Source organism: Candidatus Bathyarchaeota archaeon (assembly GCA_030739585.1).
In the GTDB taxonomy this organism is placed as follows: Archaea; Thermoproteota; Bathyarchaeia; order TCS64; family TCS64.
On the sequence record JASLYX010000003.1, the window covers coordinates 170915 to 197715 of the forward strand.

At 47.4% G+C, this 26801-nt stretch carries 23 protein-coding genes and 1 tRNA gene; 11 read left to right on the forward strand and 13 right to left on the reverse strand.

Going from position 1 to position 26801, the window contains the following annotated elements:
• Window positions 1-82: 82 nt before the first annotated feature.
• Entirely contained in the window at window positions 83-1075 is a 993-nt protein-coding gene (locus tag QGG23_04410) for a succinylglutamate desuccinylase/aspartoacylase family protein (GenBank protein MDP6048669.1), read from the reverse strand.
• A 161-nt stretch (window positions 1076-1236) separates the two neighbouring features.
• Between QGG23_04410 and QGG23_04415 the strand changes: the two genes are divergently transcribed.
• Window positions 1237-2388, forward strand: coding sequence for a CaiB/BaiF CoA-transferase family protein (locus QGG23_04415; protein ID MDP6048670.1), 1152 nt, complete (start codon window positions 1237-1239; stop codon window positions 2386-2388).
• A 306-nt stretch (window positions 2389-2694) separates the two neighbouring features.
• Here the strand turns inward: QGG23_04415 and QGG23_04420 are convergent, their stop codons facing one another.
• Window positions 2695-3939 carry a hypothetical protein gene (locus QGG23_04420; GenBank protein ID MDP6048671.1) on the reverse strand — a complete coding sequence of 415 codons (1245 nt, stop codon included), beginning with the start codon at window positions 3937-3939 and terminating at the stop codon, window positions 2695-2697.
• Between the two features lie 315 nt (window positions 3940-4254).
• Here QGG23_04420 and QGG23_04425 point away from each other — a divergent pair, with 315 nt between their 5' ends.
• On the forward strand, window positions 4255-4809 hold the full coding sequence (locus QGG23_04425; GenBank protein ID MDP6048672.1) for a hypothetical protein: 555 nt from the start codon (window positions 4255-4257) through the stop codon (window positions 4807-4809).
• A 194-nt stretch (window positions 4810-5003) separates the two neighbouring features.
• Here QGG23_04425 and QGG23_04430 read toward each other — a convergent pair whose 3' ends face one another.
• Window positions 5004-6947: a S9 family peptidase gene (locus QGG23_04430; protein ID MDP6048673.1), complete on the reverse strand. Its 1944-nt coding sequence runs from the start codon at window positions 6945-6947 to the stop codon at window positions 5004-5006.
• Window positions 6948-7169: 222 nt separating this feature from the next.
• Here QGG23_04430 and QGG23_04435 point away from each other — a divergent pair, with 222 nt between their 5' ends.
• Together QGG23_04435 and QGG23_04440 are read left to right on the forward strand one after the other, a co-directional pair.
• On the forward strand, window positions 7170-7940 hold the full coding sequence (locus QGG23_04435; GenBank protein MDP6048674.1) for a cupin domain-containing protein: 771 nt from the start codon (window positions 7170-7172) through the stop codon (window positions 7938-7940).
• A gap of 3 nt (window positions 7941-7943) precedes the next feature.
• Window positions 7944-8750, forward strand: coding sequence for a hypothetical protein (locus QGG23_04440; GenBank protein ID MDP6048675.1), 807 nt, complete (start codon window positions 7944-7946; stop codon window positions 8748-8750).
• A gap of 73 nt (window positions 8751-8823) precedes the next feature.
• On the opposite strand, the gene QGG23_04445 is transcribed toward QGG23_04440, so the two are convergent.
• Window positions 8824-9558 (reverse strand): nitroreductase family protein, encoded by a 735-nt coding sequence (locus QGG23_04445; GenBank protein ID MDP6048676.1) that lies wholly within the window; start codon window positions 9556-9558, stop codon window positions 8824-8826.
• A 495-nt stretch (window positions 9559-10053) separates the two neighbouring features.
• Here QGG23_04445 and QGG23_04450 point away from each other — a divergent pair, with 495 nt between their 5' ends.
• Window positions 10054-11304 carry an ATP-grasp domain-containing protein gene (locus tag QGG23_04450; GenBank protein ID MDP6048677.1) on the forward strand — a complete coding sequence of 417 codons (1251 nt, stop codon included), beginning with the start codon at window positions 10054-10056 and terminating at the stop codon, window positions 11302-11304.
• A 359-nt stretch (window positions 11305-11663) separates the two neighbouring features.
• Here the strand turns inward: QGG23_04450 and QGG23_04455 are convergent, their stop codons facing one another.
• On the reverse strand, window positions 11664-12773 hold the full coding sequence (locus QGG23_04455) for a Xaa-Pro peptidase family protein (GenBank protein ID MDP6048678.1): 1110 nt from the start codon (window positions 12771-12773) through the stop codon (window positions 11664-11666).
• A gap of 176 nt (window positions 12774-12949) precedes the next feature.
• Between QGG23_04455 and QGG23_04460 the strand changes: the two genes are divergently transcribed.
• Both QGG23_04460 and QGG23_04465 read left to right on the forward strand, forming a co-directional pair.
• Entirely contained in the window at window positions 12950-13984 is a 1035-nt protein-coding gene (locus QGG23_04460) for a glycosyltransferase (GenBank protein MDP6048679.1), read from the forward strand.
• A 636-nt stretch (window positions 13985-14620) separates the two neighbouring features.
• A complete protein-coding gene (locus QGG23_04465) occupies window positions 14621-15385 on the forward strand; it encodes a restriction endonuclease (protein MDP6048680.1) in 765 nt (254 codons plus the stop codon).
• On the opposite strand, the gene QGG23_04470 is transcribed toward QGG23_04465, so the two are convergent.
• The 7 genes from QGG23_04470 to QGG23_04500 all read right to left on the reverse strand — a co-directional run bounded on the left by QGG23_04470 (window position 15378) and on the right by QGG23_04500 (window position 21604).
• On the reverse strand, window positions 15378-17210 hold the full coding sequence (locus QGG23_04470) for an aldehyde ferredoxin oxidoreductase family protein (GenBank protein ID MDP6048681.1): 1833 nt from the start codon (window positions 17208-17210) through the stop codon (window positions 15378-15380). The genes QGG23_04465 and QGG23_04470 overlap by 8 nt on opposite strands.
• Before the next feature lie 73 nt (window positions 17211-17283).
• Entirely contained in the window at window positions 17284-17562 is a 279-nt protein-coding gene (locus QGG23_04475) for a MoaD family protein (GenBank protein MDP6048682.1), read from the reverse strand.
• 49 nt (window positions 17563-17611) lie between these two features.
• On the reverse strand, window positions 17612-19471 hold the full coding sequence (locus QGG23_04480; GenBank protein ID MDP6048683.1) for an aldehyde ferredoxin oxidoreductase C-terminal domain-containing protein: 1860 nt from the start codon (window positions 19469-19471) through the stop codon (window positions 17612-17614).
• The gene (locus QGG23_04485) at window positions 19472-19993 is read right to left on the reverse strand and encodes a 4Fe-4S dicluster domain-containing protein (protein ID MDP6048684.1); all 522 of its coding nucleotides are present in this window, start codon (window positions 19991-19993) and stop codon (window positions 19472-19474) included.
• 126 nt (window positions 19994-20119) lie between these two features.
• A complete protein-coding gene (locus tag QGG23_04490; GenBank protein ID MDP6048685.1) occupies window positions 20120-20902 on the reverse strand; it encodes a mechanosensitive ion channel in 783 nt (260 codons plus the stop codon).
• A 118-nt stretch (window positions 20903-21020) separates the two neighbouring features.
• Window positions 21021-21206, reverse strand: a complete 186-nt coding sequence (locus QGG23_04495) for a hypothetical protein (protein MDP6048686.1) — start codon at window positions 21204-21206, stop codon at window positions 21021-21023.
• 322 nt (window positions 21207-21528) lie between these two features.
• Window positions 21529-21604, reverse strand: a tRNA-Thr gene (locus QGG23_04500).
• Between the two features lie 318 nt (window positions 21605-21922).
• Between QGG23_04500 and QGG23_04505 the strand changes: the two genes are divergently transcribed.
• The 3 genes from QGG23_04505 (at window position 21923) to QGG23_04515 (ending at window position 24335) form a co-directional block, all read left to right on the forward strand.
• Window positions 21923-22162, forward strand: a complete 240-nt coding sequence (locus QGG23_04505) for a hypothetical protein (GenBank protein ID MDP6048687.1) — start codon at window positions 21923-21925, stop codon at window positions 22160-22162.
• Window positions 22163-22450: 288 nt separating this feature from the next.
• Window positions 22451-23227: an SPFH domain-containing protein gene (locus QGG23_04510; GenBank protein MDP6048688.1), complete on the forward strand. Its 777-nt coding sequence runs from the start codon at window positions 22451-22453 to the stop codon at window positions 23225-23227.
• Between the two features lie 151 nt (window positions 23228-23378).
• On the forward strand, window positions 23379-24335 hold the full coding sequence (locus QGG23_04515; protein MDP6048689.1) for a DHHA1 domain-containing protein: 957 nt from the start codon (window positions 23379-23381) through the stop codon (window positions 24333-24335).
• A gap of 42 nt (window positions 24336-24377) precedes the next feature.
• On the opposite strand, the gene QGG23_04520 is transcribed toward QGG23_04515, so the two are convergent.
• Entirely contained in the window at window positions 24378-24824 is a 447-nt protein-coding gene (locus QGG23_04520; protein ID MDP6048690.1) for an alanyl-tRNA editing protein, read from the reverse strand.
• A gap of 393 nt (window positions 24825-25217) precedes the next feature.
• On the opposite strand from QGG23_04520, the gene QGG23_04525 reads away from it, so the two are divergent.
• Window positions 25218-26531, forward strand: a complete 1314-nt coding sequence (locus QGG23_04525) for a M24 family metallopeptidase (protein ID MDP6048691.1) — start codon at window positions 25218-25220, stop codon at window positions 26529-26531.
• Window positions 26532-26801 lie beyond the last annotated feature (270 nt).

Consider the following 26801-nt stretch of genomic DNA (forward strand, 5'->3'; position numbering starts at 1 on the left):
ATAATATAATTGCTTTTAAAAATAACTATGTCTAGATCAAATATAGTTAGACACAATTAAAAAAAGAAAGAAGATTTTGGGGTCACTCTATCTCTCGAATATCTTTACCTATCTCGTAGGTCACATCGCCTTCCCAAACTGCAGGTGAGGTGATCATATGGATGACACCGTCTGTTGGTACCACAATTTCTTCCAAGATCTTGCCATTCAGGTTCCGAATCTCCCCTAGAACGTCCCCCTTTGTAACCAAGTCACCCCCCTTAACGTTTGAGATAAAGAATCCGCCATGTTCTGCGTACATATGATAGGGATTAAAGACATTAGCCTTTTTTGGAATTTCCGGCTTTCCATCCATCATGTTTAGATGTTTGAGAGTATTTTGACAGCCTTTGACGACCATCTCTACTATATCTGATGTGCAGCGACCCATTCCTCCCGCTTCAGTTCCCACGGTCATTGGCATATATCGCCTCTTTCTCGGAGGCGATCCTGGGCGAGGCTTCCTGATCCCTTCCCTGATCCACTTCCAGCCGAAGTTTCTGGCCATCGCCAGGTTCTCGTCATCTCTTTGTTGGTCTCCGTATCTACCGTACATGACACCGGTCAGCACGTCTTCCTCGAGATCTCCTCCGTGGAGGTTTAGTCTAAACTGGCTCTGGGCCAAGACCTCTTTATAGAAGGTCATTGCTAGCTGGTAGCTGTGCTTAGGGACTCCAGATCCTCCTCTTGGGATTTTGTCAACATAACACCCACCTATATCCCGATAATCTATGGGGTTCCCATGCATCCACCGTGACTCGAATGCGAGCGTGTTCACCACGGGTACAAGGATTATTTTTCCATTAATGTTGTCAGGATTTATATCCTCAATCAGCTTGAGACACCCAGCAGGGCCATTGTATTCTGATCCATGCTCACCACCGTTTATACACAGAGTGGGGCCGTCCCCAGCCCCATTCACTAGAGTAATTGGAACTTGATGTTTATACGCGGGCCGTTCGTGAATGTACAAATCGCCCTGTACTTTTGTTCCCTTAGACGCTTCAAGATTCTGAACTTTTAGAGTGTCAGACATATCTCAATCAGTTGAAAGTTTCACATATCGAAATATAAACCATGTCTTGTTTTATCCCAAGGTATTACGTCGAAAGGGACACCAGTCTGATGTAGAATAGGTAGCTATTCCCGTAAGATATTAAAATTGGATGTCGGCTTCATTGATCCCACGGATTGATCATGAAGGATATATTGGAGGACATCCGAGTTCTAGACCTCACCCAGTTCTGGTTTGGCCCTTACTGTACATTACTCTTAGCGGAGATGGGAGCAGAAGTTATTCGTGTTGAACCACCTTGGGGGGGCATCGATAGAATTGCCGATGGAGCCTTATTTGGCGGATCGAGTTATACTTTTCACCATCACAATCTGAACAAGAAGGGGCTCACACTGAACCTCAAGTCACTCGAAGGGATCAAACTCTTCAAATCACTTGTGAAAGCATCAGACGTTGTCGTCCAGAACTTTAGACAGGGCAGCATGGAAAAACTTGGACTTGGTTATGAGGTGCTAAAGGGATTAAATCCAAAAATCATCTATGCCGCTCTATCTGGATTTGGCCAGTACGGCCCATACGCCAAACGTGGCTCTTTCGCTATGATCGCCGAAGCTATGAGTGGACACAGTCGCCTAACAGGTGACCTAGTTGATCCAAACGGTCCACCACGTGAGATGGCTCAAGCATATGGAGATCTCGCCCCTGCAATTTTCGCAGCGATGAGCATCGTTTCCGCGATACGGTACAGGGATAAAACGCAACAGGGACAGATGATAGATGTGGCACAATTGGACTGCATGGTAGCTCTGAATACGGCCACAACAGGGTATAACCTCTCCGGACTCAAGCTCTGGGAGCTGAAGGATAAGTTTCCAATGGGACGGGGTTTCGGGGGTCTAATAAAGACTGTGGACAATGGGTGGATCCGTTATGCGAGCTTCTCACCACGGATTATTGAAAGACTGAAGAGTCATCTTGGTGTTGATGAAATCGATGAAGAGAAGATTGCAGAACAAATTGGGAAAAAAAATAGAGAGGAGGCAGTGGAATTCTTCGTGAAGGCTGGAGTACCTGTAGCACCGGTTTATGATGTCGATGAAGTAGTGATAGATCCCCACTTGAAAGCCCGTGAAATGTTCGTAGATGTCAAACATCCTAAGGCAGGAGCTGTGAGAGTGCCTAACTTCCCAGTGAAATTCTCGGAGACTCCAGGAAAAATAGTTAATGCGGCCCCTCTACTTGGAGAGCACAGTAAAGAGATACTTGTAAGTTTATTAGGACTTTCGGGAGAACAAGTCTTTGAATTAGAGAAAAAGGGAGTCACTTCGACGTAGGAATATATAAGCATGAGAATAGTCCTCCCTATATTCTGTTTAAGATTTCATTTTGAAAATAGTTTGTAGCTAGATTATATCTAACATTAAAGCGTGTTAAAAATAGTCTTGTAACGTTCGCGAAGATTTTGATAAATAATTCAAAATAGGGGTTTAGAGGTTGACTCCGAATTTAGGCACTCACGTGCTCACGATTAACATCTTGAACGGGTTGAATGGAGTTCCAAAGTCCCATTTTCGGGTTAAATACATAACGCCCCTTAGGTCAATAAAGCGTTATTCGTAAAACAAAAAATTAACCCTATCTTATGTATTAATCCATTTTCTCAGCTCATATCTCCGGGCCCAAGCCCTTACTTGACCTGACTCGAGAAAATGGTTAGTCCCAACATGAGGACCCATGTATGGCTCGATATTGCCGTTAGGGAACACCCAGATGACCGACCGTTTCTTAAGCTCGGCAATAGCCTTTTCAGACTCTGCTTTTGTTATGTGCTTATCCAAAAGCTCATCGATCATCCATGTCCCTGGTCGTGGCTCACGTTCAAGAATCTTTTCGAAGAGGATGTAAGCTAAAGGCGTGAACACATGACTGACGGAATGGGCTAGAACTGTTCCGATAATTCTCCTCAAAAGTGGGGAGAACTCAGGCTCAGGTAAGTTAACAGGATCAACAATTACCTGTTCTAAAAATGTCCTTAGATCAACTCCTTCTTGAAGCAGGGCTGGAATTGAGTTCCAGTTTACCTTCTCAGGATCATTTTGCTTATAATGCATCAGAATCTTTACGAGGTCAAAACCACCGATGATTAAAAGGCTACAAAAGAGATGGTTGGGTCTCCGGAATAATCTGGCTGGATTAGCAACATAATCCGCGAACTCCTGACGATATAACATGTTACGTCTAAAACCGAGATCTCCTCGACTTTCTCCGTAGATTATAAAGGCCATGAGGTTGCACAACCCCTCATCGAACCAAGGTACGAAGTTGGGAAAAGCTTGGATAGCAGGGTGAGCAAGTTCGTGAACTAGTAGAATCTCACTTTCTGGTACCAATGATGCTTCACCAATGTAGATCCCCTCGGGCATACCATATCGATCGGCCTGCCAACGGTCGGCCCCAAAGCCTCCCCCTTTTCGCCCGGGGGTAGGATCCCAAGGCAAAGAAGTTACGATGTTAATGGGGGGCGGTTCGTACTCTACCTCAAGCTTCTTCCGGAGATTAGGGACGATTGTATCTTTTGCATAAGCCTCAAGCCTGCTCTTAATATCCCCAAAGTCTACCGAGTTTTGAGAGAGAAAGTCAACCACAGAGAAAATGTCCCGGCTTAGTAGGAGCAGGAACGCATACTCTTGATCTTTTTTCTGTTCTAGCTCATTAAGTATTTCTTGTCGAACCTGCTTCAGGGTTTGTAAAGTATCAAGGGTATAATCCTTCTCAGACAGGCAGCCCCTAGAAACGATCTCCTCATATGGATATTGTTTTGGGTAAAGAGTTGTTTGAACACGACTCAGAGCATATCTTACCGCTCCTCTCTCATCTAACTTCATATAATCTCACTATTGGTTTGTAATCTCAACTAGAAAATAACGTTTTTGAGTCTTTTTTGGTTAAACAAAAGGCTTGCATCCGAACGCACAAGTAAAAGCTATTGGGCTAATGGCTACTATAATAAATTTCAAATACAAGAACAGAGTCGATTACTTCGATTCAACATGGGATATACAGCGAATATTGATGATGTCAAACCCGAAGAAATATCTCCGGGAGTACTAAAGAGAACACTTCTCACTTCCAAAAATACAGGACGCGGTCCCCCTGGAGATTTAACTGCTACTCACTATACACTCACAAACGGGGGGACCTTGACTCTTGATGACCCCAACGTCGAATACCAGGATTATATCATCTGTGGTACAGCTCGCAGTGGCAAGGGATACATCCATGCGAACACAACTATGTTTGTCCCCTCCGGTAAGAAGCATACATTTACACATGCTGGAGAATCAGACCTTCGGATTTTATCGCATTCCTACTCAGTCCCACACCCAAGCCATAAATGGTGTAAAACTAGAACAGCCCAACTAACTTTTCCCAATGGACAACAGCAACTTATGACCGAGGAGTTCCATGGCCTCGTTGGAGCCCACAGATTCCATGCCTTAGACGTGCAAGATTATGATGTCTCTGAACATACAAATCCTGAAGAAACCGCCTATTTCATGGCTGGTTCAGGTACAATGGGTTCTGGAGACGACGTATTTGAGTTCAAACCTGGTACTCTTGTTTACGTAGAAGAGGGCGACCTTCACTGGATTAAGCGTGATCAAAACTCATTGGTTCCACTCCACTATTTCGTGATGGAGTACACTGAACAAGACAAAATGTGGAGTTCGAGGGGTTTCCAAGGAAGCCTCTAGTGCCATAACATGACAAATCATCTAAAATTGATTCCAATCCCCCCTTTTTTCCATTTTATTTATAAAATTATATTTAACGAATATCCGCGAATTGTTAAATAAAAAAGTAAAATAGCTTTTTTGAGGAGGATTCTTGGAGGGTATACCCTCCATTATTTCCCGAGCGTCCTGTTGATTTAATATTTAAATCGGTTTTATCGGAGATATTTTCCGAACCAGCGTATCATATGACCTAGCAGCTCCACTCTATGCTGTGGATTCCGTATTCCATGTGATTCACCAGGAAAGACAATCAGTTCAGTTTGGACGCCTAAAACCTTCAAAGCTGTGAACCACTGCTCTGCCTGCTCAATACTGCATCTGTAATCTTCATCGGCATGAATTATCATAGTGGGGGTCTTTACTTGACCAGCGTACCTTATAGGTGACATCGATAGGTATTTCTCCTCATCCTCCCACGGTGTCCCTTCCATGTCATAACGGCCAAAGGTCCATCCTATGTCACTAGTTCCGTGAAAGCTGTGCCAATTACTGACACACGCTTGGGGGATAGCTGCCTTGAACCTATTATCGTGGGTTATGATCCAGTTTGTCAAAAATCCACCTTGACTGATCCCGGTGACACCCAACAGGTCTGAATTGATAAATCCGTTGTTGTTTATTACGTGGTCCACTGCGTCCATCAAGTCCTTGTACTCCTGCTCGCCATAGTGCCCGGAAGCCTCACCTTGAAACGCTTCGTTGTATCCCCCATTACCCCATTGGTTCAGGTAGAGAACCACCCATCCTTGTGCAGCTAAAACCTGAAACCTATGCATGAAGCTATAGCCGAAACAGCCGGCAGAGCCTCCTCGGATGTAAAGGATCATCGGATATTTGTCTTTAGCATCAAAATCAGGGGGACGCATTAGCCATCCTTCGACTTTGTGCCCACCGGACGATTTAATGACAAACCTTTCATGGTCACAGATCTCAGTGCTATTCAAGTATTTTCTGTTAAAGTCTGTAACTTGTCTTCTCGTATTTTCAACCGTTACCCATAGCTCAATAGGCGATGTAGTTTTAACGACATTGTACGCAATCTCACCGTTATCGGAAATACTCCAGTCCTCAATGCTGTGGTCTATATCTCCAATAACCATTTCGACTCCACCGCTCTCCACGGGAGTCCTGTACAGCCTGACAGCTCCCCCATAGGTCGATGTAAAGTAAACGAAATTAGAGTCACTGGACCATTGGGGGTTAGGGTTACCTCTCCATGGTTGAACATCAGAGCTGAGTTTATATCCGATATCTTGGTCAAACTCCTTTGTCAAATTCCGTGATTCACCGCCTTCTATAGGAACAAGCCAGATGTCTTGGTTGCTCCATTGGCGTCGTCGATAGTTGTGGCCAATATGAGCTATGAAATCCCCCTTCGGGGAGGGGCTGAGGGCTGTAATTACGCGAGGGCCATCAGTAATCTTTGTAGGATCGCCGCCTTTGAGGTCTTGGATGTAGATGTATTTGTTTGTGGTAAGGTCTGCATCACCGTCAAGGTTGCTTATGAAAGCAATTTTCTCACTATCTATACACCATTCAGCTGTATCAACACCGAAGTCTCCCTGAGTCAACTGCTGCACTTTACCGCCGTCAGAAGGTACGACAAATAAATGGTGCCTTCTTCCCTCGATGAACCCTGAACCATTGAACTTGTACTTTAGACCAGTGATAACCCTTACATCACTACTCAGTTCATTTTCCCGAAAGGAAGATATGAATAAGATTTTTTTACCATCCGGAGACCACCTAGGGGAGAGTACTCCGCCCTCAACATTGGTTAGTTGTTTAGCTTCCCCTCCAGAAACAGGAATCGTGAATAGTTGCGAGGAGCTTTTCCCATCGGCATTAAGTGTAGAGGTGAAAAGGATTCTTTTTTCATTTGGCGCCCACCTGGGGGATGTGTTTGAGCATCCTCTGAAGGAGAGTTGACTAATTTCACCTTCAACGTCTGCCTTCCAAATGTTGCTCAGGTACTCGTCTTTTTCATAATCCATTTTGGAATGAACAAATACAATTGTATGTCCATCTGAAGATATCTGGGGACTCGAAACATACCTTATCTGCATAAGGTCTTTCGCTTCAACCTTTCTTTTCATCTTCAATCTCTTCTAGCTGTTTGAACTATGTTCTATATGTTGATATTGTTATTAGATAATTTTTTTAATTGAGTTAAATGGGAGACAACAGTAATTCAAGAGAGTTCTCCTAATTAAAAAGGATGGATGTAGGGATATTAAGAGGGACTATAAATATGTTGAAGATAACCGAGGGTAAAAAGTTTTATATGTTGATTTAAATTAAATTAAATAGAAATTAAAATGCATGTGAATATTAATGATGTTTCTGGAACGGAGATAAGTTCAGGAACCATTGAAAGGATTCTCCTGAAAAGCAATGTGACCGCCTCAGGGGATCTCACAGTGAAACACTATGTGATGACTGAAGGGGGACAGATAGCATACGACGAGCCATTAACGGAATATCAACATTATACCATCCAAGGAGTCGTTGCGCGAGGAGGTCCAAATGGAGACCTCGTACATGGTGACAGTGCGATATTCGTCCCTTGTAGTGACCGTTTCCCTTCTGAAGGCACCACACCAAATGCCCGTCATATTCTTGCTCATAGTGGAGAGGGTAAAGTCCGGGTGTTGACTCTGGCTCATAAGATTCCCCAGCCTAATTTCAGATGGGCGAAAGGCAGAATTAAAAACCTCTTCCAAGTCCCACAGTATCACTCAAGTCGGCAGATGGTGGGTTATACTCAGATCTTTACTGAAGAAGAGCATGCTATCATGGGAGCGTTAAGAATGCATGGTATTGACATCCAGACAAACCCTCCGGGATACAAGCTACCCGACCATAAAAACCCCGAGGAGATCCTTTACGTCCTGAGGGGGGAGGGAGAAGTTACCTCAGGAGATAACACTTACAAAGTTTCGCCGGGTTCCCTGAGCTACACACCAGAAGGAGAGGTTCATAGTATAACAAATACTCATAAGAGCTTACCTCTTCAATATCTTGCAGTAGAATTTGTTAATCAAGAAAAGATGTGGGCTGCACGTGCAGGCATGTCAATGGAGAAATAGAAAATGCATGTAAATAGTTCAGATATCGAAGGCAAGGAAATCGCACCTGGGGTTGTTGAACGAGTTCTTGTTAGACCTGACCAATCCGTGCCCCCAGGGTTCAGCGCGAGACACTACGTGTTAACCAATGGCGGGCGTGTAGTTTTCAACGAATCTATGACTGAATTTCAACACTACATCATCTCAGGCTGTGTTGTGGGCGCTCACGGAGATACTGCAATATTTATGCCGGCGGGAAACCACAACAAGGCTCAACAGATCCAGGGAAAGAGTATCCATGGATTCAAACATGCTGGTGAGGGCGAGGCACGAATTATATCCTTAAGTCATAAGGTCCCGAGACCTGCCTTTAGATGGGCCAAATCTAGGAAAAGGAACTTGTTCCAGATTCCAAGTCCCCACGCAGAAAGATGGGGGGCCACACAGATATTCACGGAAGAAGAACATGCTATCATGGGTGCCTTACGGATGCATGGCATCGATGTACAAACACACCCAGCAGGATATCACCACCGTGAGCACAGAAACCCGGAAGGACGCCTCCATGAGGTACTTTACTTCCTGCGAGGGACTGGCGAGGCAATAGCGGATGGGGTCACATACAAAGTTCGCCCAGGATCATTCTGCTATTCCGGAATGAGAAGGGGTAAAAGAGGCGGGGTCCATGGCATCTATAATCCTACTGACGACATCATCGAATATTTCGTTATGGAGATCACAGAACAAGACAAATCATGGACAGGTCGAGGGTTCGTTGGAGAGTCTCTAACGGGCGGATATATCTTCGATGCAGGTATCCCTGAAGAATAAACTCCACTTTTTCCTTTTTTTATACTATTTTTTATTTGAGTTGTTTTTAAAATAGATCTCGGAACCTCTCTCACTATACGTGGATAGTTGTGTCTTTCATGAATCCACGTTCCGCTAGATCTCGATATATTCTATTTTCAGTTTCTTTATTTAACCTATAAGGGGAACTTGTTTCCCATTTTTTACGCGTTTTTGAGTGCGCAAATATTATCTCATCAGTTGGAAAGCTGTATGTGTTTTCGTGTAAGATCGCCTCAATGGGCCATCTTACTCTCTCGGCTGGGATTTCATCAGGATAACCAATACAGAGTAGAAGAAAGGGAAGTACATTCTTTGGCACATTAAGTAATTCCGATATTCTAGGTATTGCAGTCCAGATTGACCCGACAAAACATGATGCTAACCCAAGAGCCTCTGCCGCTATTGTCATATTTTCTGCAGCTAAGGATGCATCAATTAACCCCAGAATGAATTTACTTACAGTCTCAAACTTAGCTTCGATTCCAAGTTTCTCACTCAACTTTATATGGCGTGCATAATCTGTGCAGATGACAATCCATACCGGGGCTTCCATCATGAATTGTCGGGTAGATTGGTGGCTCACGGTAGCATCCATAATATCCGTTCTTTTTTGTTGATCAGAAATCAGGATAAAACTATAAGCCTCGACTTTACATGCGGTCGGAGCTCTTTGCCCCGCCTTAACTATTTTTTTTATATGCTCTTTTGAAACTTTTTTGGATTTAAATTTTCTAATACTCTTTCGCTCTAAAATTTTTGTGAGGAGATGCTCAGTGTGACTCTCCATTTTGATCAGAAGGGTACTATTAAAAAATCCTATTTAAATTGAATAGTGGATTAACTTGGTTGATTTAGACGTTTGGTTCTTAGGCATTCCCTTTCTTGTTAATTCCGTTTCACACATTCACCAACATGTGGCATAAGAACAGCTTAGCAACTAGTTCCCGCGCGCATAATGATAAACAGTTATCAAGAAGACACAGACCTTCAAGTTGAGAGGGGTTAACCTCATCCAGGGTTACCCGTAGTTTTTTCGGGCTGGGACCTCACGGTCGTGCATCAACGAGGCTCAAGGAGTGAAACCACTATAAAAGTGGAGTCTACCTGAGGTTTTGTACGAGATGTTTGGTCACAAGTTAAATCAGTTTTTAGGGTCTGCCCCTCCTTGAACTGACCGAGTGGGGGGAGATAAGGACAGGGGATATATTACATACATGCCAACGTGTAATAATCAAGTGTAAGTTTATGAGACTAATCTCCTTTATATAACGTCGGTGTCGACTTGCCTATAAAAAATATACTAATTATAGAATATTTGTCTTCTGGTGCTTTGGTTCCAGATGAGCAGATACCAGGGAGTCTTTTAGCAGAAGGTTTCGCTATGCTTGCTTCTGTGTGCGCCGATTTTACTACATTATTAGCTCCTAAGGGTCGAAGGGCAGTTCACACTTTATTGGATCATCGATTGAAACCATACGGGTCTATTCTAGAGGGCCATGTCTATAAATACTTAAAACGGAAAACCCTTGAAGAGACCCTAGAAAAAATTATAGCGAAATATGATGCGACACTCATAATTGCTCCCGATGGTCCTCCGCTTTTAAATTTACTGGAAATTGCTGAAGATGCTGGTGTAATAATAGTTGGTCCTTCTACAGCGGAAATTGAAAAGGTTAGTCCAAAAAGTCTACTTTATGAGCGATGTAATCAGCTAGATATCCTTTCTCCACCCGAATATAGAGTGCTAACTGACACAGAAAATTTTTCTACCTTTCGTAGAGAACTGGCTTTCTTACACGAGAAATGGCATTCTCCCATAGTTATAAAGCCAGATATGGGTTGTGGCGGACAAGGGTTGTCAATAGTATTAGAAAAGAATAAAAAAAATTTAAAAATAGCTTATGAAAAAGCTAAAGTTTATGATGAAGCAATAATTCTTCAAAAAATGGTCCGTGGATCTTCCATCAGTCTAAATCTAATTGGAACTACAGATTTGCCTAAGATTTTATCTATTAATAAGCAGTTTCTGTGCCTATCATCTCCTGATGGAAATACAGAATATATAGGGGGATTGACTCCAATTGAATACGAAAAAGTTCCAGCGATTATAGAGGATATTAGGAAGTTAACGGCGGATACTGGCTATAGAGGTTATTTCGGAATTGATCTGGTAGTGGATAACAAGGGTTATTCTATTGTCGATCTGAATCCTAGGATTACTACTAGCTACACGGGGCTACGGGAAGTTTCATTAGTTAATCCTGCACAAATAATGAGAGATGTTGCTTTAGGAAACTCGCCTCCTACTCCTCGAATTGAAGGAAGTGTTCGATTTGGAAAAGTTCCTTTTCATTCCTCAACTTTGGAGTTAGCACTAGAAATTTTCGAAATGCCGGGATGCTTAAGCCCTCCATTTCATTTTACAGATAAACCTCATGCATTTTTTACAGCAAAAGGTGACGATAGTGAGGAATCCAAAAAAAAATTCTCAAAATATATACAAGATACAAAAGGTCTAATTGTATCGAGCTAAATGTTCTGAATAGAATAAATAAATGTATTTTTCGTTCTAATCATCCCTTTTAATCGTGGTCTTAGAGTATCTTGGAGTTAATACCACTATATTTTTCATTGTATTATAGGGATATAAAAAAAAGGAAGTCAAAAATATTCATGCATGAGTTTGAAAAGCGTTACAAACGCGTAATAACGCTTGCACGCTTAAGGTTCAGTTTTCAGGGTGCGCGCTCAGAGCGATGAGAAGGATCTCAAAGATATTACTCCGGCACGATATTATTCAAAGGGGAGAGGGTAGATCTAGAATACTCCCGAGGAGTGCATCAGTATAGGCATAACACGCGAGGAAGGGAAGGCGACCATGTTCTTAATCCTCTAATCCTTAATGGGATAGGAGGTGAGCTCTCGGGTGAGCCTTGTGAGGCGCTCACATCCCCCGGCAGTGCAGACGACGGTATCTTCGACTCGGATCCCTATCTCCCCCACAATGTAAATTCCAGGCTCAATGGTGAACGTCATCCCGGCCTCAAGTTCCAGCTCGTTTCCCTGCACAATATAAGGGCGTTCGTGCACCTGGAGACCTATACCATGGCCCAAGCGATGAATAAAGTACTCCCCACAGCCCCCGTTATCAATCACCTTACGGGCGATCGAGTCTAGTTCTCCACATGAGACCCCTGGCCTAACCGCTTTGTAGGCGATCTGATTGGCTTCATTGACGAGAGCATAGAGCTCCGCCTCGCGCGTAGAGGGCTTCCCGTAGAAGACTGTCCGAGTTAGATCCGAGGAGTAACCATGAACATTAGTCCCTAAATCCACTAAGACGCAATCCCCTGGCTCCAATTCTCTCTCACCGGGTCGGCCGTGGGGTAGGGCGGCTCTCTCACCAAAGAGTACCCCTACAAAACCAGCTCCACCCCCATTGGACCTGATCTCGGAGGTGAGGATGCCCGCAAGTTCCCTCTCGGTCAGCCCCGTGTGCAGGTTCCCGAAGCCTACCTCGAGGGCTTTATCAGTGATTGCGCAGGCCATCCTCATCCAGTCTAGCTCCTGCTGGGACTTTACCATCCGAATCTGGCTCATGTAAGAGGTGGCATCAACAAAGAACAGTTTAGGGAGTCTTTCTATGAGCCTGTTAATCCATCCCCATGGGGCGTCCTCATTAATGGCCACCACGGCGTCTTCTAAATCTAGGCGCTCGAAGTTCTCGGCTAAAATCTCCACAGGGTCCTCGTGCTCCAACCAGAGGTCCACATCAGTTATCCATGATTTCTGGCCCCGGAGTTCTGCTTCCAGCTGATTAACAACCAGAACAGGGTTCCCGCTGAAGGGGATGAGGGCAGCCGCGAGCCGCTCGCTTGGCCCTATAGAAAAACCGGTATAGTAGCCTATATCTGCTCCAGGGAATAGGAGCAGTGCATCTGCGCCCCTCGTGTTCAGAATATCAAGGGCCTCGTCTGCCTTCTCTTTGTGGAAGTCAGTCATTGCGATCAAGATTCAGATAGTGTGCTCGCTAATATGAGTTCGCCCCTTCGGGGAACATTGAATGTAGACTAGCCTTGGAGGTACTTTGATTCCACCGCGTATGAAAAGAAGAAAACAAAGGGGCAACGACAACGTTTCCGATTTTGTTAAATAAGATTTTTTTCCATCCATTAAGGATGCAAGTCCCACCAAGAAACTATCCTTCAATATCAATAATTGTACCTGTGAGAAACTCAGTTAAGACTATTGTTGCCCTCATGGAATCTCTTATGGAGCTCGAATACTCCTCTCAAAAGATCGAAATTGTGGTAGTAGACGGTGACTCCTTCGATGGCACCCGAAAGATCGTAGAAGAGTACCCTGTCCGAGTCGTTTGCGAGGAGGGGAGAGGCATCAACGCCGCGAGAAACACGGGCATCAAATGGAGCACTGGGCAGATTATAGCCTTCACCGATGGGGACTGCGTCGTGCCCCCGGATTGGGCGAGTTCAATCGCAAGGAACTTCCAGAGCCCCATAGTAGGTTTCGTTGGGGGTAACGTGGAGGGCTACAATAAGGGAGACCTTCTTTCCACCTATATGGACGAGACCTTTTTTAACGTAAAGCCTAGTTATAAGTTGCGCAAAGTAGCAACGCAGCTTGTATTACGCCAGTTCCCTGCGGGATGCAATATGGCATTTAGGCGGAGTGCCCTTTTCAAGATAGGTAACTTCGACGAAAGGATCAAGTTCGGTTTCGATGACCTGGTTCCAGTCGAAGAGTTAGGGAAAGCTGGGTTCCAAATTGTCCTCGATCCAAAAGTCTACGTCTACCATCAGCATCGAACCCGTTTCTGGGAGATACTATTTCAACACTTCAGTTATGGTCGGGGGGGTGCTAAGCTCATAAAGGTGAAACGCAGGAGCAAGCTAGCCCAATGGTTCATTACATATCTGATCTCATCGACGTTCTCCCTGATTATCATATTGACGCTCCTTTCCGTAGGACTAATGCTGAATCAGCATATGTTAATAGATATTGCCATAGGCATATTCATATTCTTCTACGCAGTCCTGACTTTGCTTTACCTTGAGACGGCGCAAAGGACCCGTACCCTTAGAAAAATGTTATTCTACCCGATCCTGGACATCACCCGAGGGATTTTCTTTACCTTAGGAGGAATAATACAGCTCTTAAAGGAGACAAGAGGGTCTACGAAAGCAAGCCTCTAGAGTGGGAAAATCTCCTATATGTCACCCTGAACAGCGATTCACTTAACTGACTAATAGAGGGATCAACGGGAGGTCCCTGGAGTACGATCTCATACCCCAGGGATTTTTCTCCCTCATTGATGATCACCCGCTCTACCTTGATTCTCAACTTCAAGAGTCCCTGTCTAGGATCTGGAGGTCGGCGACCTTATCTATATTGAAGCGCCCAAACTAGTGGTCGATCACAAGAATCTTTGCGGGAAAAATGGTCCTTAGGATACATCATTAAGAAGCCTGCTTGTGTGAAAAGGGGGGGGACTTTTAGTCCTCTTTTAGTTTATCTTAGGGGAACCCTCTTTGAGCACGTTTCTCCATCATCGCACTCACTCATCTTTCATCTTATAGGTGAACCATTTCACGATGCGGCTTATGTGGAAGAGTTAAGGGATCCCCTTCGACGTCGGCATAGTCACGATGGAAATCACCGCATCTCACCTAATCCTCAGGCCCATCGATAGAGATCATTTCAAGGTCTTTGATCTAGCCGTTCCTCAGCTAGTTGATTCGCCTCAGGGCTAACCTTAGGAACTCCGGCTTCATCACCTAGGCGAAACGCTATTCTAAAGTTTGCGGCGGTACTGTTGCTTATGTGATTCTTTGCCAGCTCAAAGGGATATCCTTATCGCACTGCTCGAGAGGACAAGAGAGGGGCCCACCGACTTTGAGGGGCTCCGGAAGATGGTAAGGGTAACCGATGAGGCTTTCACCGTATTCCTCGAACACCTCACCAAACAAGGATTAATCAGAGCCGGCAAAGAAACCCTCGACGCTACCTTGGAACAGAGGCTTGAGATCGCGATCAGGGCCGTGATGGTTGGTGCCGATATGGAAAGGGTGAGCAAGGCACTCGGGTGGCTCGAGTTCGAGGAGATGACAGCCTACATCTTCGAGGAGAATAGATACAATGTGAGGCGGCGGTTCCGCTTCAAAGCAGAAGGAAGGCGCTGGGAGATCGACGTCCTGGCGACTCGGAAGCCACTAGTTCTCTGCGTCGAGTGCAAACACTGGACCAACGGGCTCGGGAGCATAACTGCGCGGAAGATTGTGGAGACCCACCTAGAAAAGGTCAGAGTTCTCAGCGAGAACCCTGCCATCCTTGTAGATAATGGGATACTGAAAGACTGGAAACGAGCAATCTTCGTTCCCATGACGCTCTCCTTGCAACCTGCCCGGAACAAGATCTACAGGAGGATCCCAGTAGTCTCCATTTTTGAGCTCCCTGGTTTCATCAACGAGTTTCAAGGTCAAATGGAGTGGCTCGCCAGCTTCACAGTTGAACTACCAGAAGTAAAACAGAGACCCAAGCAAACAGTGCTGAAGAAAAAGAGGAAAAAGAAAATGGCGAAGAAAAGAACTACCTGAGTTCAACGTACTTGGCGAGTTGAACAGCCTCTGAGTGCAGCCTGAGTTTTTTCATGGTCGCTGTTGTGGGGATTCCCCTTTTGTCCCATCCCCGCTTGTCATAGTAGACCTGAAGGAGATCATCAAACTTTTTCCTATCAAGGCTGCTCCCCGCCAGGGAGCCTTGGGTTGTTGGCTCATCGAACCATCGCTTTGGTGGATAATCCATTTTTCTGCCCCAAACACCTCCATATTCCCTAACCCAGAAGGCCCGGATCAAGGCATATATCCTATCTCCCAACTCCCAGAACTTATTGAGGGTCGTCTCAACCCCTGTCGCGGCCTTGAAGTACTCAGTATAGTGGTCTAGCTCAAAACCAAGCTCGATCCAAGGGAATCGACAAGTGACGAGGCTCTCAAACATCCCGCCCCGGATCCTCTGTAACTCGATGACCTTTTCGGCTTTCTCAGCGTTATACTCGGTCCTGGTACCTGATGAAATCTCCCAGCTTATTATCCATGCGTCCTTATGATGTGCCCCAATGGGCGAGGTCCCAAAGCTCAGCGCCATCCCCGGGCAGAGGTGACAGTTGTATGCGCTACACTCTAGCCCCTTCACCTCGATCGTAAAGTCAGAGGCCCCTCCCCCTATATTTTCAGCAGCAGCCAAAGTACCCAGTCCTAAGGTGGCCCCGAGACCTCTCATATATGCTAGATCCTCCAAAAGCTTCTTGGCCCCCTCAAAGTCCCCCCATCCGATCTTTTCGCTTATGAGACCCTTTTCGGAGGCCTCCATCGCGAAGGCTATACATGCCCCGGCGCCGATGGTGTCAAGTCCAAGCTCGTCACACATCCTGTTCAGAGTCGCAATCTGCTTAAGATCCCCTAATCCAATGTTTGAGCCCAACATCGCAACATTCTCGTAGTCGAGCTCGCTCTCTGCACCGTCCACGTTGAGAACCACATTGCCACAGGTCATATTGCAGTTAGGGCATCCCTTCTGCCTAACTGTTGTATTCTCCATGGAGTATCCGTTAATGGCGTCAGCCTCCTCGAAGATCCCTTCTCGGAAGTTGCGAGTGGGTAGAGTCTCAGCCTCCTGACACCACTCCAGTATAGCCATAGTACCTTGACGTTTCCACCACTTGAAACTCTGCTTCTCCAGGATGAGATTATAGCCTACCTTCCCAAGCCTATTCAGTTCATCAATATCGTGGGCTGGGAGGGCCTTTGTGCCTAGTAAGACCACGGCCTTCAAATTCTTGGAGCCCATCACAGCCCCCATCCCAGGACGTCCCCCTGCCCGCCCTTCCTGGGAGACCACCGTACTGACCCTGCACAGATTCTCCCCTGAAGGCCCGATGAGTAAAACCCCCGAAGCCCGACCATGTCTCTCTTTTAGCATTGCCTCGGCTGTGAATGAGTCCTGGCCCCAGAGGTCGGAGGCATCCTTTATGGAATACTCATCGTTCTCGATGTGGAGGTAGACTGGTTTCTCGGATCTACCGGAGACCACGACAGCGTCTATCCCCGCCTTCCTGAGGTTTACCGAGGCCCAGGAGCCTAGGTTGCCGTCCCCGTAGCCCCCAGTTAGGGGACTTTTTGAAGCTACTACCATCTTGCCACTGTTGGGGATGACGTGGCCGGTAAGGGGACCCGTCGCGAAGATGAGTATGTTCTTTGGGCCTAAAGGGTCCACACCAGGCTCGAGTTCGTCCCAGAGTAGTTTAATGGCAAAGCCCCGACCTCCTATAAAGCGCCTCGCGAAGTCCTCGGAGTACTCCTCAGCAAAAGCTGTGCCCTTTGTAAGATTAACCCGGAGGAGTTTCCCATTCCATCCCTTCATGTAATGATCACTAACAATGAAAAGGTGAGACTCCGAATAAGCTTTTCACCTGACAAAAAAAGCATCTGGCAGTTCATCCGCCTGCTGCGGGGGGCAAATAGACCACCTCATCCCCTTCGCTGAGAGGAGTATTAAGGCCCCCAAGGAGGTCAATGTTCCTCCCGTTAACAAGGATTGCTAGGTCCCCGCCGACGATCCTGTAATTACCGAGGTATCCCCTGCGTTTCTGGCCTGCTTTCCTGGCGACCTTAGAGGTTAAAGTCCCCACGGTAGCACCGCTTTTAAGCTCTACGCTATATCTCCGTCCAATGACGGGTACAAGGTCGGCGAAGACCCTGACCGTGACCTTCATCAAACTAGCTTGTGGATACTAGAAAATAAAGGGAATGTAAAGAAAGACGCTATTTCCGCAGGTTCTTTATCGAGGCTTCGACATCGCCCAGCCCATATTTTTCTAAGGCCGCCTTAGTAGGGATACCCCTTTCGTCCCATCCAAGGGTCTCGAAATAGGCCGCCCTCTTTTCCCCCACGACGATCTTATCCGTGGTTCGGCCTTTATAGGGACCGCTTGGTAGGGCTTCGTAGAACCGGGGTGGGTTATCGTCATCCTCTAGGGGTTCCCAAAAAATATCTGGTCCCCCGAAGAGGAGGAGTGCCCTCTGGAGGGTAACTATCCTAGGTCCCTGTTCGGTACGCCAGCCCTCTCGGCTTATGGGAAAACCGGTCACACCTTTTGCGAAGTCAAAGACCAGCTGCTGGGGCACTCCTGAGTAGGTGAAATTACAAAAGACTCCTGAGTCAGTGAAGACCGAGGCGGACATCTCCGAGTAACCATCCACGGAAACGCTGGTATGATCTCCTCCCTGGACGTTAGGTCCGTAGCTGATATCATGGGTATAGTCAGCGTCGCTCCGGGTACCGTGGGCGCCGATCTCGATGGCCTTGACATGGACCACATATTTAGTGAGATCCATGCCTTTCATCTCACCCAGCTTTAAGGCGGCCCTGTAGGAGCCCTCTGCTAAGATGTCTCCAATGCCTTCTCTTTGAGCGATCATATAAGCAAGCTGCTCGAAGGCGGCGGTATCCCCCCACTCTAACTTTAGCCCGATCTCCTCCTCGGAAAGGATGCCCCGCTGGTAGAGCTCCGCTGCAAAACCCATAGTATTGGGCCCGTTGATACCACTATGGCCTAGTTTGTCGCAGAGGGTACTGATGTGGATGTTATCACCAGGGTCGAAGATTCCGAGGTTGGTCCCACAATAGGCCTGAAGCTCGTAGTCAGGCATGTCGGTGATGTCCCCTTTCCAGCGGCCGCTCTTGATGCAGCTCACTTTCATGCAACTGGTGCTGCATCCGTAGTCAGCCCAGTACTTTTTGACCCAGTACTTGTTTTCGAAACGGGGCCCGCCGAAGCTCTCAGCGTCGTGCCACTCCTCCTGCCAGTTACGTACTGGCTCGGAGCTTGTTTCATTCCCCACAATGAAGCCAGCATAGCCAGTACCCCATCGGCGCATGCTCCGTGGCCTGACGAGGTGGTCTTCCGTCTTCTCCAGCATCAGCTTTACAGCCTCAGGGGCATCAACCTTGGGGATCATCCCCCTGCCCTTTGCAACGATGGCCTTAAGGTTCTTTGAGCCCATCACCGCACCATAGCCCCCGTAGCCCGCCGCGTGGCAGAGCTTGGAACAGACTGCAGAGTTACGGACCATATTTTCCCCTGCTGGGCCGATATAGATCTTGCCGGGCTCCCGTATGAGCCCGATGTGCCTATTCCTATTGGTTAGTTCATCAACGACCTCCACATTCAGAGTCTTGATGATCTCCTCGCTCTCCTTACCCCAAAGGTGGTCAGCTCCTACTATCTCGCCACCGTCATCAGTGACGAGGATATATACGGGGTCCTTAGATTTTCCTGTGACGATAACTCCGTCGTAACCCGCCATCTTAAGTTCTGAAGCGAACTCGGTACTAGCCGTGGAACCTACAGTACCGTTGCTCAAGGGAGACTTCCCTGTAACACATATCCTGGCCCCAGGGTAGATTGCCGTCATGGGTCCTGTAAGGGCTAACAGGATGTTCTCGGGTCCTAAGGGGTCCACCTTTGCCCAAACTTTTCCGAGACGGTCCCAAAGTATCTTTGCCCCTAATCCCCGGCCGCCGAAGTATTGTTCTAGGATCTCGTTACTAAAGTTGACGTCCTTTACCTTGCCCTTGGTGAGGTTAACCTCTAAGAATTTACCCGCATATCCACCAGGCATCTAGATAACCTCCTCTCCCTTCTCCCCGAAGAGATTCACCGCTAGCTCCTTTGCTACTTGGATTGGATGGACTGCAAAGAGCTTGTGGTTCCCGTTGGGGCTCTCATTGACCACTGCGAGAGCGTTGTACCTCGCCTTTTGGCAGGACTTGACGCACTCGGGGTCCCCACCGCAGAGATCACAGATTACCGCCTTCTTAGTTTCAGGATGAAGTATTGGTATTTGACCGGGGCAGGCCTTGATGCAGAGAGAGCAGCTTGTGCACTTATCATCGTCCACCAGCACTGCGCTGGTCTCTTCTTCGACGCTGAGGGCGTCCACAGGACAGCTCTCGATACAAGGATAATCCTGGCACTGGGCACAGAAATGGGGCACCTCGACCCCAGGGAAGGGCATAAAGACCCTGATTCTAGAGGCCTCGGGCCATATCCAGTCCTCGTGATGGATACTGCAAGCAATTTCGCATCTACGGCATCCGGTACAATTGAGATAATCTCTTGTGATCCATATCTGATCGGTCATATTCTCACCAGAATTGTTGCTTTCAATTACGCCTCTCTCAATAAAAAAAGTTTGCTGATAGTAAAAAGAGATCGGATTATGCGTTTAAAAGAGCATCAACCTTGGGCTATGCTCTCCTTAACCTGCTTAGGCATTCTTTCGAGTGTGCCATCGATTCATGATCATGCTCAAGAGTTCAGGCTGGAGCACATGAAGAGTCTTCGCCTCCCCTTTTGGTATAAAGATCCTGATCAGCATTAGCTTCCCCAGACGATCCCCCGTCTCCAGGTAGGCCTCAGGCTTCCTTAGCTGCTCATCCAAGTGCCTCTCATGAAACTCAGCAATAGCGGGTTGAATGCACTCGTCTAGGATGACCCTGTTAGACAACTCATGCCCGAATCCCACAGTAAAAGTGTACTTGATAAACCCCTCATGAGTGAGGTTTAATATCCGGCTGTTCATTACCTGGGTGTTGGGCACCTTCAGCAGATTGAATGTTGGAGTGTACAAGTTCGTGTAGTTTATAGTGATCTCCTCAACCTGCCCCTCCAGAGCGCCGATCTTCACATAGTCCTTTACCTTAAAGGGCTGGGTTACCAGTACGTAGAATCCTGCTACCACGTTGTTAATGGTCTGGCTAGAACCGAAGCCCAAGACGGCACCAATAAGAGCTGAACTCCCCACGAACCAGTCGGTGGGGAGGCTCCAAACCCTAAGAAGAACTGTGGAGGCTACCATGATTGCGGCGACCCTAAAAACAAGCCTTGCAGCGTTCATCGCATGTGGCTCCAACTCGGCATTCTTTCCAGTACGGGAGAGGAGCCGGCTCAGGTACTTGTAAGTGATAAAGATCACCACAATCGCCACAACACTCTGAAGAAGCTTCACGGCATCAGGGGGAAGCTGAGCCCAAATATCCAACAACGACATATACAGACTTTCAGAAGGCTCTCGCCTTATCTATTTTTCGAGTGTTTTCTCGAAAAATGGTTTTTTGTGCTCCGCACGCATATATTATCTCTAAGGGGAACTACAGCCAGCCCCTGAGTTAGAGGACTGGGTGGAAGAGTAGGAGCCTGATAGATATAGCCTGGAACCCCCAGAGGAGGATCGTGCTGAGGAAGAGTGGAGGTTCACGAAGTCCCCGGGGCTGAGGCAGGTTGCTTTTAGGATAGTTATCAAAGGCCTCAAAGCTCACGCTTTGCATCTGCTGGTTTATGAAAGCTAAGATCATTGAAGAGTCTCACAGTATAGCTTAAATCATCAAAGGAGAACGCTGACTGAATAGCCCTCTCAAAGGCTTGAAAATAAAGCCCTATCCAAAAAAAAACTAATAGAAGATAAGAATACTATAATTGCTACCCGATTTCCACTGCATTTTGAAGAAAAGAGAACTGGAATAAATTAAAAATAGAGGGCAAGGGTACCCCATTCATAAATAGATCTCCAAACACCTAGGTGATCAAAAAAAAGTCCTTTGAGATTATATTCAACTCAATAAGCTAAACCATCCAGCTAAATTTCCGTAAAATAAGCGACCGCTCACTAGGTGGGAATGGAGCCCCGGGCGGGAGTCGAACCCGCGGCCAACAGCTTACAAGGCTGCCGCTCTGGCCACTGAGCTACCGGGGCGCAGTCACAACAAATAACCACCCAACATATAATTATTAGTCAATCGAGTCTAGAGCCGCTATTCTATGTAAAGGGGTTAAATAAGTATGGGTCGATGCCCCTCACTGTTTGCCGATATCTAACGTATTTTTCCGCCCGGAGCTAAATGAGAGGAGCATCTGGATGGCGTGTTCTGATGATGTAGTGTAGGGCTTTAGGGTATAGGACGATCCCCAGGCCGAGGAGGATTTTTACACGGATAACGCGTATCACGTTTTGGTGAAGTATTTCCCTTGTTTCGGGAATTTAAGGCCCATCAACAGCTAGGCAGGCCAGGACGTGATTAATAGCTTTGACCAGCTGCCTTTAGTGAAGTCGGTGCCTGGGAGGATCTATGTGGGGGCGGCGAGCGGAAGGGGTATCATGAAGTGCGATGCTATTGGGAGGATCGCTTCATCCCTGTATGTTGGTGAAAAGAAGGCGGAACTCGTCGGGGGGTGCCGGTTCCGGGTCTCAGACCAGAGGATCCACCACGGGCGGAGCGGGAGACTCTGGTTATCCAGGTTCCCGGTTCTTTAGGCATTCAAGGACACTCTCCGCCATGATGTGGACCGCCTTGAGGCTGAGGACATCATGGTATGAGCCGATTCGGAACGCGCCGCTAGACGGGTGCTAAAATATTATCTCCAAGGATCCAGCTACCTCTTTGCGCGCGCTGGGCGCTAAAGTCTCTCTAGAATTGTGCCTTAGTTCCACTATCTTTGCATAATATTTGCATCAGGTTTTAGAATTGAATATAAATGTCCCCTACGTGGGCTATAACAAACAAGAAATGAGTAAGATCCAAGTCCGAGATAGGGAAAAGTAATGATCAACTCTATCGCTATAGTAGTCATTGTCTTGATCATCGCGGGCTCCCTCTTCATCGTAAAGCAGTGGGAGAACGCGGCAGTACTTCGCTTAGGAAAGATCATCAAAACTGTAGAGCCGGATCTTAACTTCAAGATACCTATCATCGACACAATCACCAAGGTCGATATGAGGACCCAGACCGTTGACCTCAAAGGCCAGTCAGCCATCACCGCGGATAACATCTCCTTGAGCGTCGATGCCGTCATCTTCATGACTATTGAGGACCCCGAGAAGATCATCACCCAGATCGTCAACTATAGGGACGCCGTCTCTAAGTATGCCCAAACGGCCATACGGAACATCATCGGCCAGTATAACCTTGACGACCTCCTTGAGAGCAGAGAGGAGATCGCGATCAAACTCAAAGATGAGATCGACATACTCTCCAAGGATTGGGGCATCGATATCGCAAGGGCAGGCCTCCAAGACATCAGCCTCCCAAAGGACATGAAGCGAGCCTTCGCTGTCCAGGCCGAAGCGGAGAGGGAAAGCAGAGCCATTCTCATCAAGGCTGAAGCTGAGCTCCAGGCCTCTTCTAAACTCGCTGAGGCCGCCATGAACATGCAAGATCCCAATGCCATGCAGCTAAGAATCCTCTCAACGGTGAACGATGTGAGCAAGGACCAGAGCAACACTATCATCTTGGCCCTTCCCCTGGAGACCCTAAAAGCCGCAGGGGTCCAAGGCGTAGCAAGCCTCTCAGCCATAGGCTCAAAGAAAAACACGAACTAGCCAGACCCGGCTAGGACCCCTATGTTTCGGTTAATAAGTGAGGCCCCCCAAGGCAGTTTCATCTTCCCCTTCTTGAGGTCACGCGTGCGACAACCCCTAATCTCTCCTCAAGCTTACCTTATATGACACCTTCGAACAAGAAGAGTGACATATGTTTCATCCAACAGTCATCGTCATCTCCCACGGAGAAGATGCTGACGGTATCACATGCGCAGCCCTAATAAAGCGTATGAAGCAAGCCCGACCTGTCTTGGTCAACTACGACGAGCTCAAAGACGCCTTGAGGAACATCCAGCCCCCACTAGACGAATTATATTTCTGCGACCTCAACGTCAGGGAGGATCTTCTTGAGGAGTTTCTTCGAATCGCCAGCTTCAGCCGGGTTACTATTGTAGACCACCATCCTACTGCACCCGGCATCCTAGAACAAATAGAGAATGCCGGGGCAGAGGTGATCCACGACACTAGGGACTGCGCCAGCGTCCTCCTCTATAACCGATATAGGGACGAGCTAGGACGGAAAGCGGGGAGGATGGCTGCATTCGCTGCATGGGCAGACCAGTTCGATGATGGCCCCATCGCCAAAACTCTTCTCCTGGACTACGACCGGCAATCCGTTCAGCATGAGGGACTACTCCTAGCCCACGCCCTACCCCAAAGGGCCACCAAGGAGTTTAGAGCAAAGGTACTAGATGCGATAAGCCGCCTCGAACCCCCTCACAGGACTCAAGGAGTGCCGGAGGCCGCTATCGAGCATCTTGAAAAGGTTGCTACCCTCATAAACACCCTTACTGGAAAGGCGAAGCGCCTCCGTGTGCTGGCATACGTGAAAGTTGACGAAGGGTTGTCCTCAGGCTCCGTCGCAGGGCTCATAACAGACGCCATTGGAACTCAGGTAGGCGTTTGCTATAAGCAGAAGGGCGATCACATAAACATCTCGCTCAGAAGCAGACGGGAGCTTCCCCATCATTTAGGGGAGATAACAAGACGGATCGCCACTGGACTCGGAGGCTTTGGAGGCGGCCACAAACATGCCAGCGGGGCAAGTATACCCGGGGAAGCTCTTGAGAAGTTCCTAGAGCAGTTGGATGCGAGACTCAGCCTATAAGAGAATAAGTTAACGTTGTATTCGGTCGGTTGTCTTAGTTCACTATTGGATGTTATAAGATAGTTCTAGGAGTTTCTTTGTAATCCTATACCGGGTCTTCATTATTGTGAGGTGGCCTATCTGGGCGGTCCTTGGTGTGTGGTGTTTGTTGCAAGCATTTACATTCCAATCGGGGATGTGGAGGATGGTCAGCCTGGTGATGGCGGCGGGGATGGGGAATAAATCGTAAATGGCGTCGCCGTGTTGCTCTTCAGCATCTATTCTCTCCATTTCGACGACATCAACATGGGCATCTTCCAGTATCTTGGAGTTTGCGAGCTCCTCAATGTGGAGGACCTCTTTAGGTGTTGGTTTCCGGTTAAACTGGAGGGTAAGCCTCCCATGGTTCTCCTTAACGTGCACACCGGCGGTCCACCTGGCACCTAGTACCTTCACAGCAGCACCTTTGAGGACATGTAAAGCTGTGTGGGTCCTCGTCTCGATAGCCATTGTGTATTCACCTAATCCTTAGGAGTTCCTCTATATCGCGATACTCAAAGACAGTCTGAATTGCTCGTGCTATATAATGAAGCTGCTACTATATGCTCGCGTACAATGAGGTTAGGTTCTACTTGGCAGAGCATGCCGCATGGATCAAAGCGATTCCTCAAGATGGCCCTTAGGGTATTCTCAACTCTAATCTCCTCATTCCCCTTTTTGAGGCCCAATATCACAAACACCAAATATCTCCTGGCCCAATTCCGTTTAAAACCATGTGGGCCTTCTACAAAATATTGACGCAGCAGATTAGATAGTGTCGAGATTGCCACACACTAAAACCTAGCATCCAGAGAAGGCATTAAGTGAGCGTTAGTATAACAATTGACTATTGGTGAAAATGGAATGACGGAAATAGATTTTGCCCTCGGAAGCAGGTACACAGAAAAGTACAATACCCTCTCTCTTAGGAAGAGGGCTGAGATCCAAAATAATTGGCTTAAGGAGCGCCTCGACAAGGTGCTTCCGGAGATTATGACAAGAGAGGGCTTTGATATGTGGATAGTCACATCCCGCGAATCCAACGAGGACCCCACATATTTTTCATTGACACCAGAGCCTACCCTATACGCAAAAAGGCGCACGATCCTCCTCTTCCACCTAAAGAACGGGGAGCTAGAGAGACTTACTGTCTCTAAGTCAGGGTCCCCCGGCTTCTATAAGGCCGTCTGGGACCCCAAGAAAGAGAAACAGCATGTATGCCTCGGCAGGATTGTCCGAGAACGAGATCCTGAGTCAATCGGAATAAACACATCCCAGATGACCCAGTATAGCGACGGCCTTACTCACAGCGATTACATCTACCTCGAGAAGGCCCTTGGTAAAGAGTACATGGCTAGAACTAAGGGCGCTTGGAGGCTTACCTGTGGTTGGCTGGAGAGACGGATCCTCCCTGAGGTCATGGCCTACGAGAGCCTCGTGGAGATCACCCACGCCATAATCGCAGAAGCCTTCTCAAGCAGAATAATCACCCCCGGGATCACCACAGTTGATGACGTAGCGTGGTGGATGCGGCAGAAGATCCGTGACCTTGGCTTCCTCGCCTGGTTCCAACCTAGTATAGACCTGCAGGCCGAGGACGTTGATATGATCCCAATGGGACGCAGCAAGATAGAGGGAGAGCGGCGGACTATCATGCCGGGTGACCTTATCCACTGCGATGTTGGATTCAGATATCTTGGGCTTCATACTGACGTCCAGCAAAACGCATACGTCCTGAAGCCGGGGGAAATCAACGCCCCTGAGGGCCTTAAAAAGGCAATAACCCTTGGCAATAGGCTCCAGGACATCCATGCCGAGTCCATGATTACCGGCAGAACAGGAAACGAAATCTTGAAAGCCGCACGGGAGAAAGCGAAGACGGAAGGGATCAAAGCCAGCATCTATACTCATCCTATCGGGTTTCACGGCCACGCCGCGGGGCCTATTATAGGGCTCTGGGATAACCAGAGGGGCGTCCCAGGGATGGGGGACTACGAGCTTTTCAACGATACATGCTACTCTATTGAACTCAACGTACGATGCGGTATTCCTGAGTGGGGAGGAAAACAGATCCGCATGTCTCTTGAGCAGGACGCTGTATTCACCAAGGGAAAACTGAGGTTCTTAGCAGGGAGACAGAAAAAGCTACATCTCGTGGGGAGTCCTCTTCCTACTTGATCTTCCTAAAAGGGGGTCTAATTCACACGCGCTGAGAGCTTGGAAAATTAAGGAGTGCAGGCTCGTTTTCCTAAATATCATCTTCTAAGCAGTCCATCACGAGATTGTCCCTTTTGGGATATTAAAAAACTGATTTGAGGCAGATAAGAGCCTCACGGGGACAACAGGGACCTTCAACCCTCGCCGATTCTCGTGGATCCAGACGGAAAAACGGATTCGTGCGCGGATGCCAACGTTCCCTTGAGGTTTTACAATACTTTTTAGGTTCAA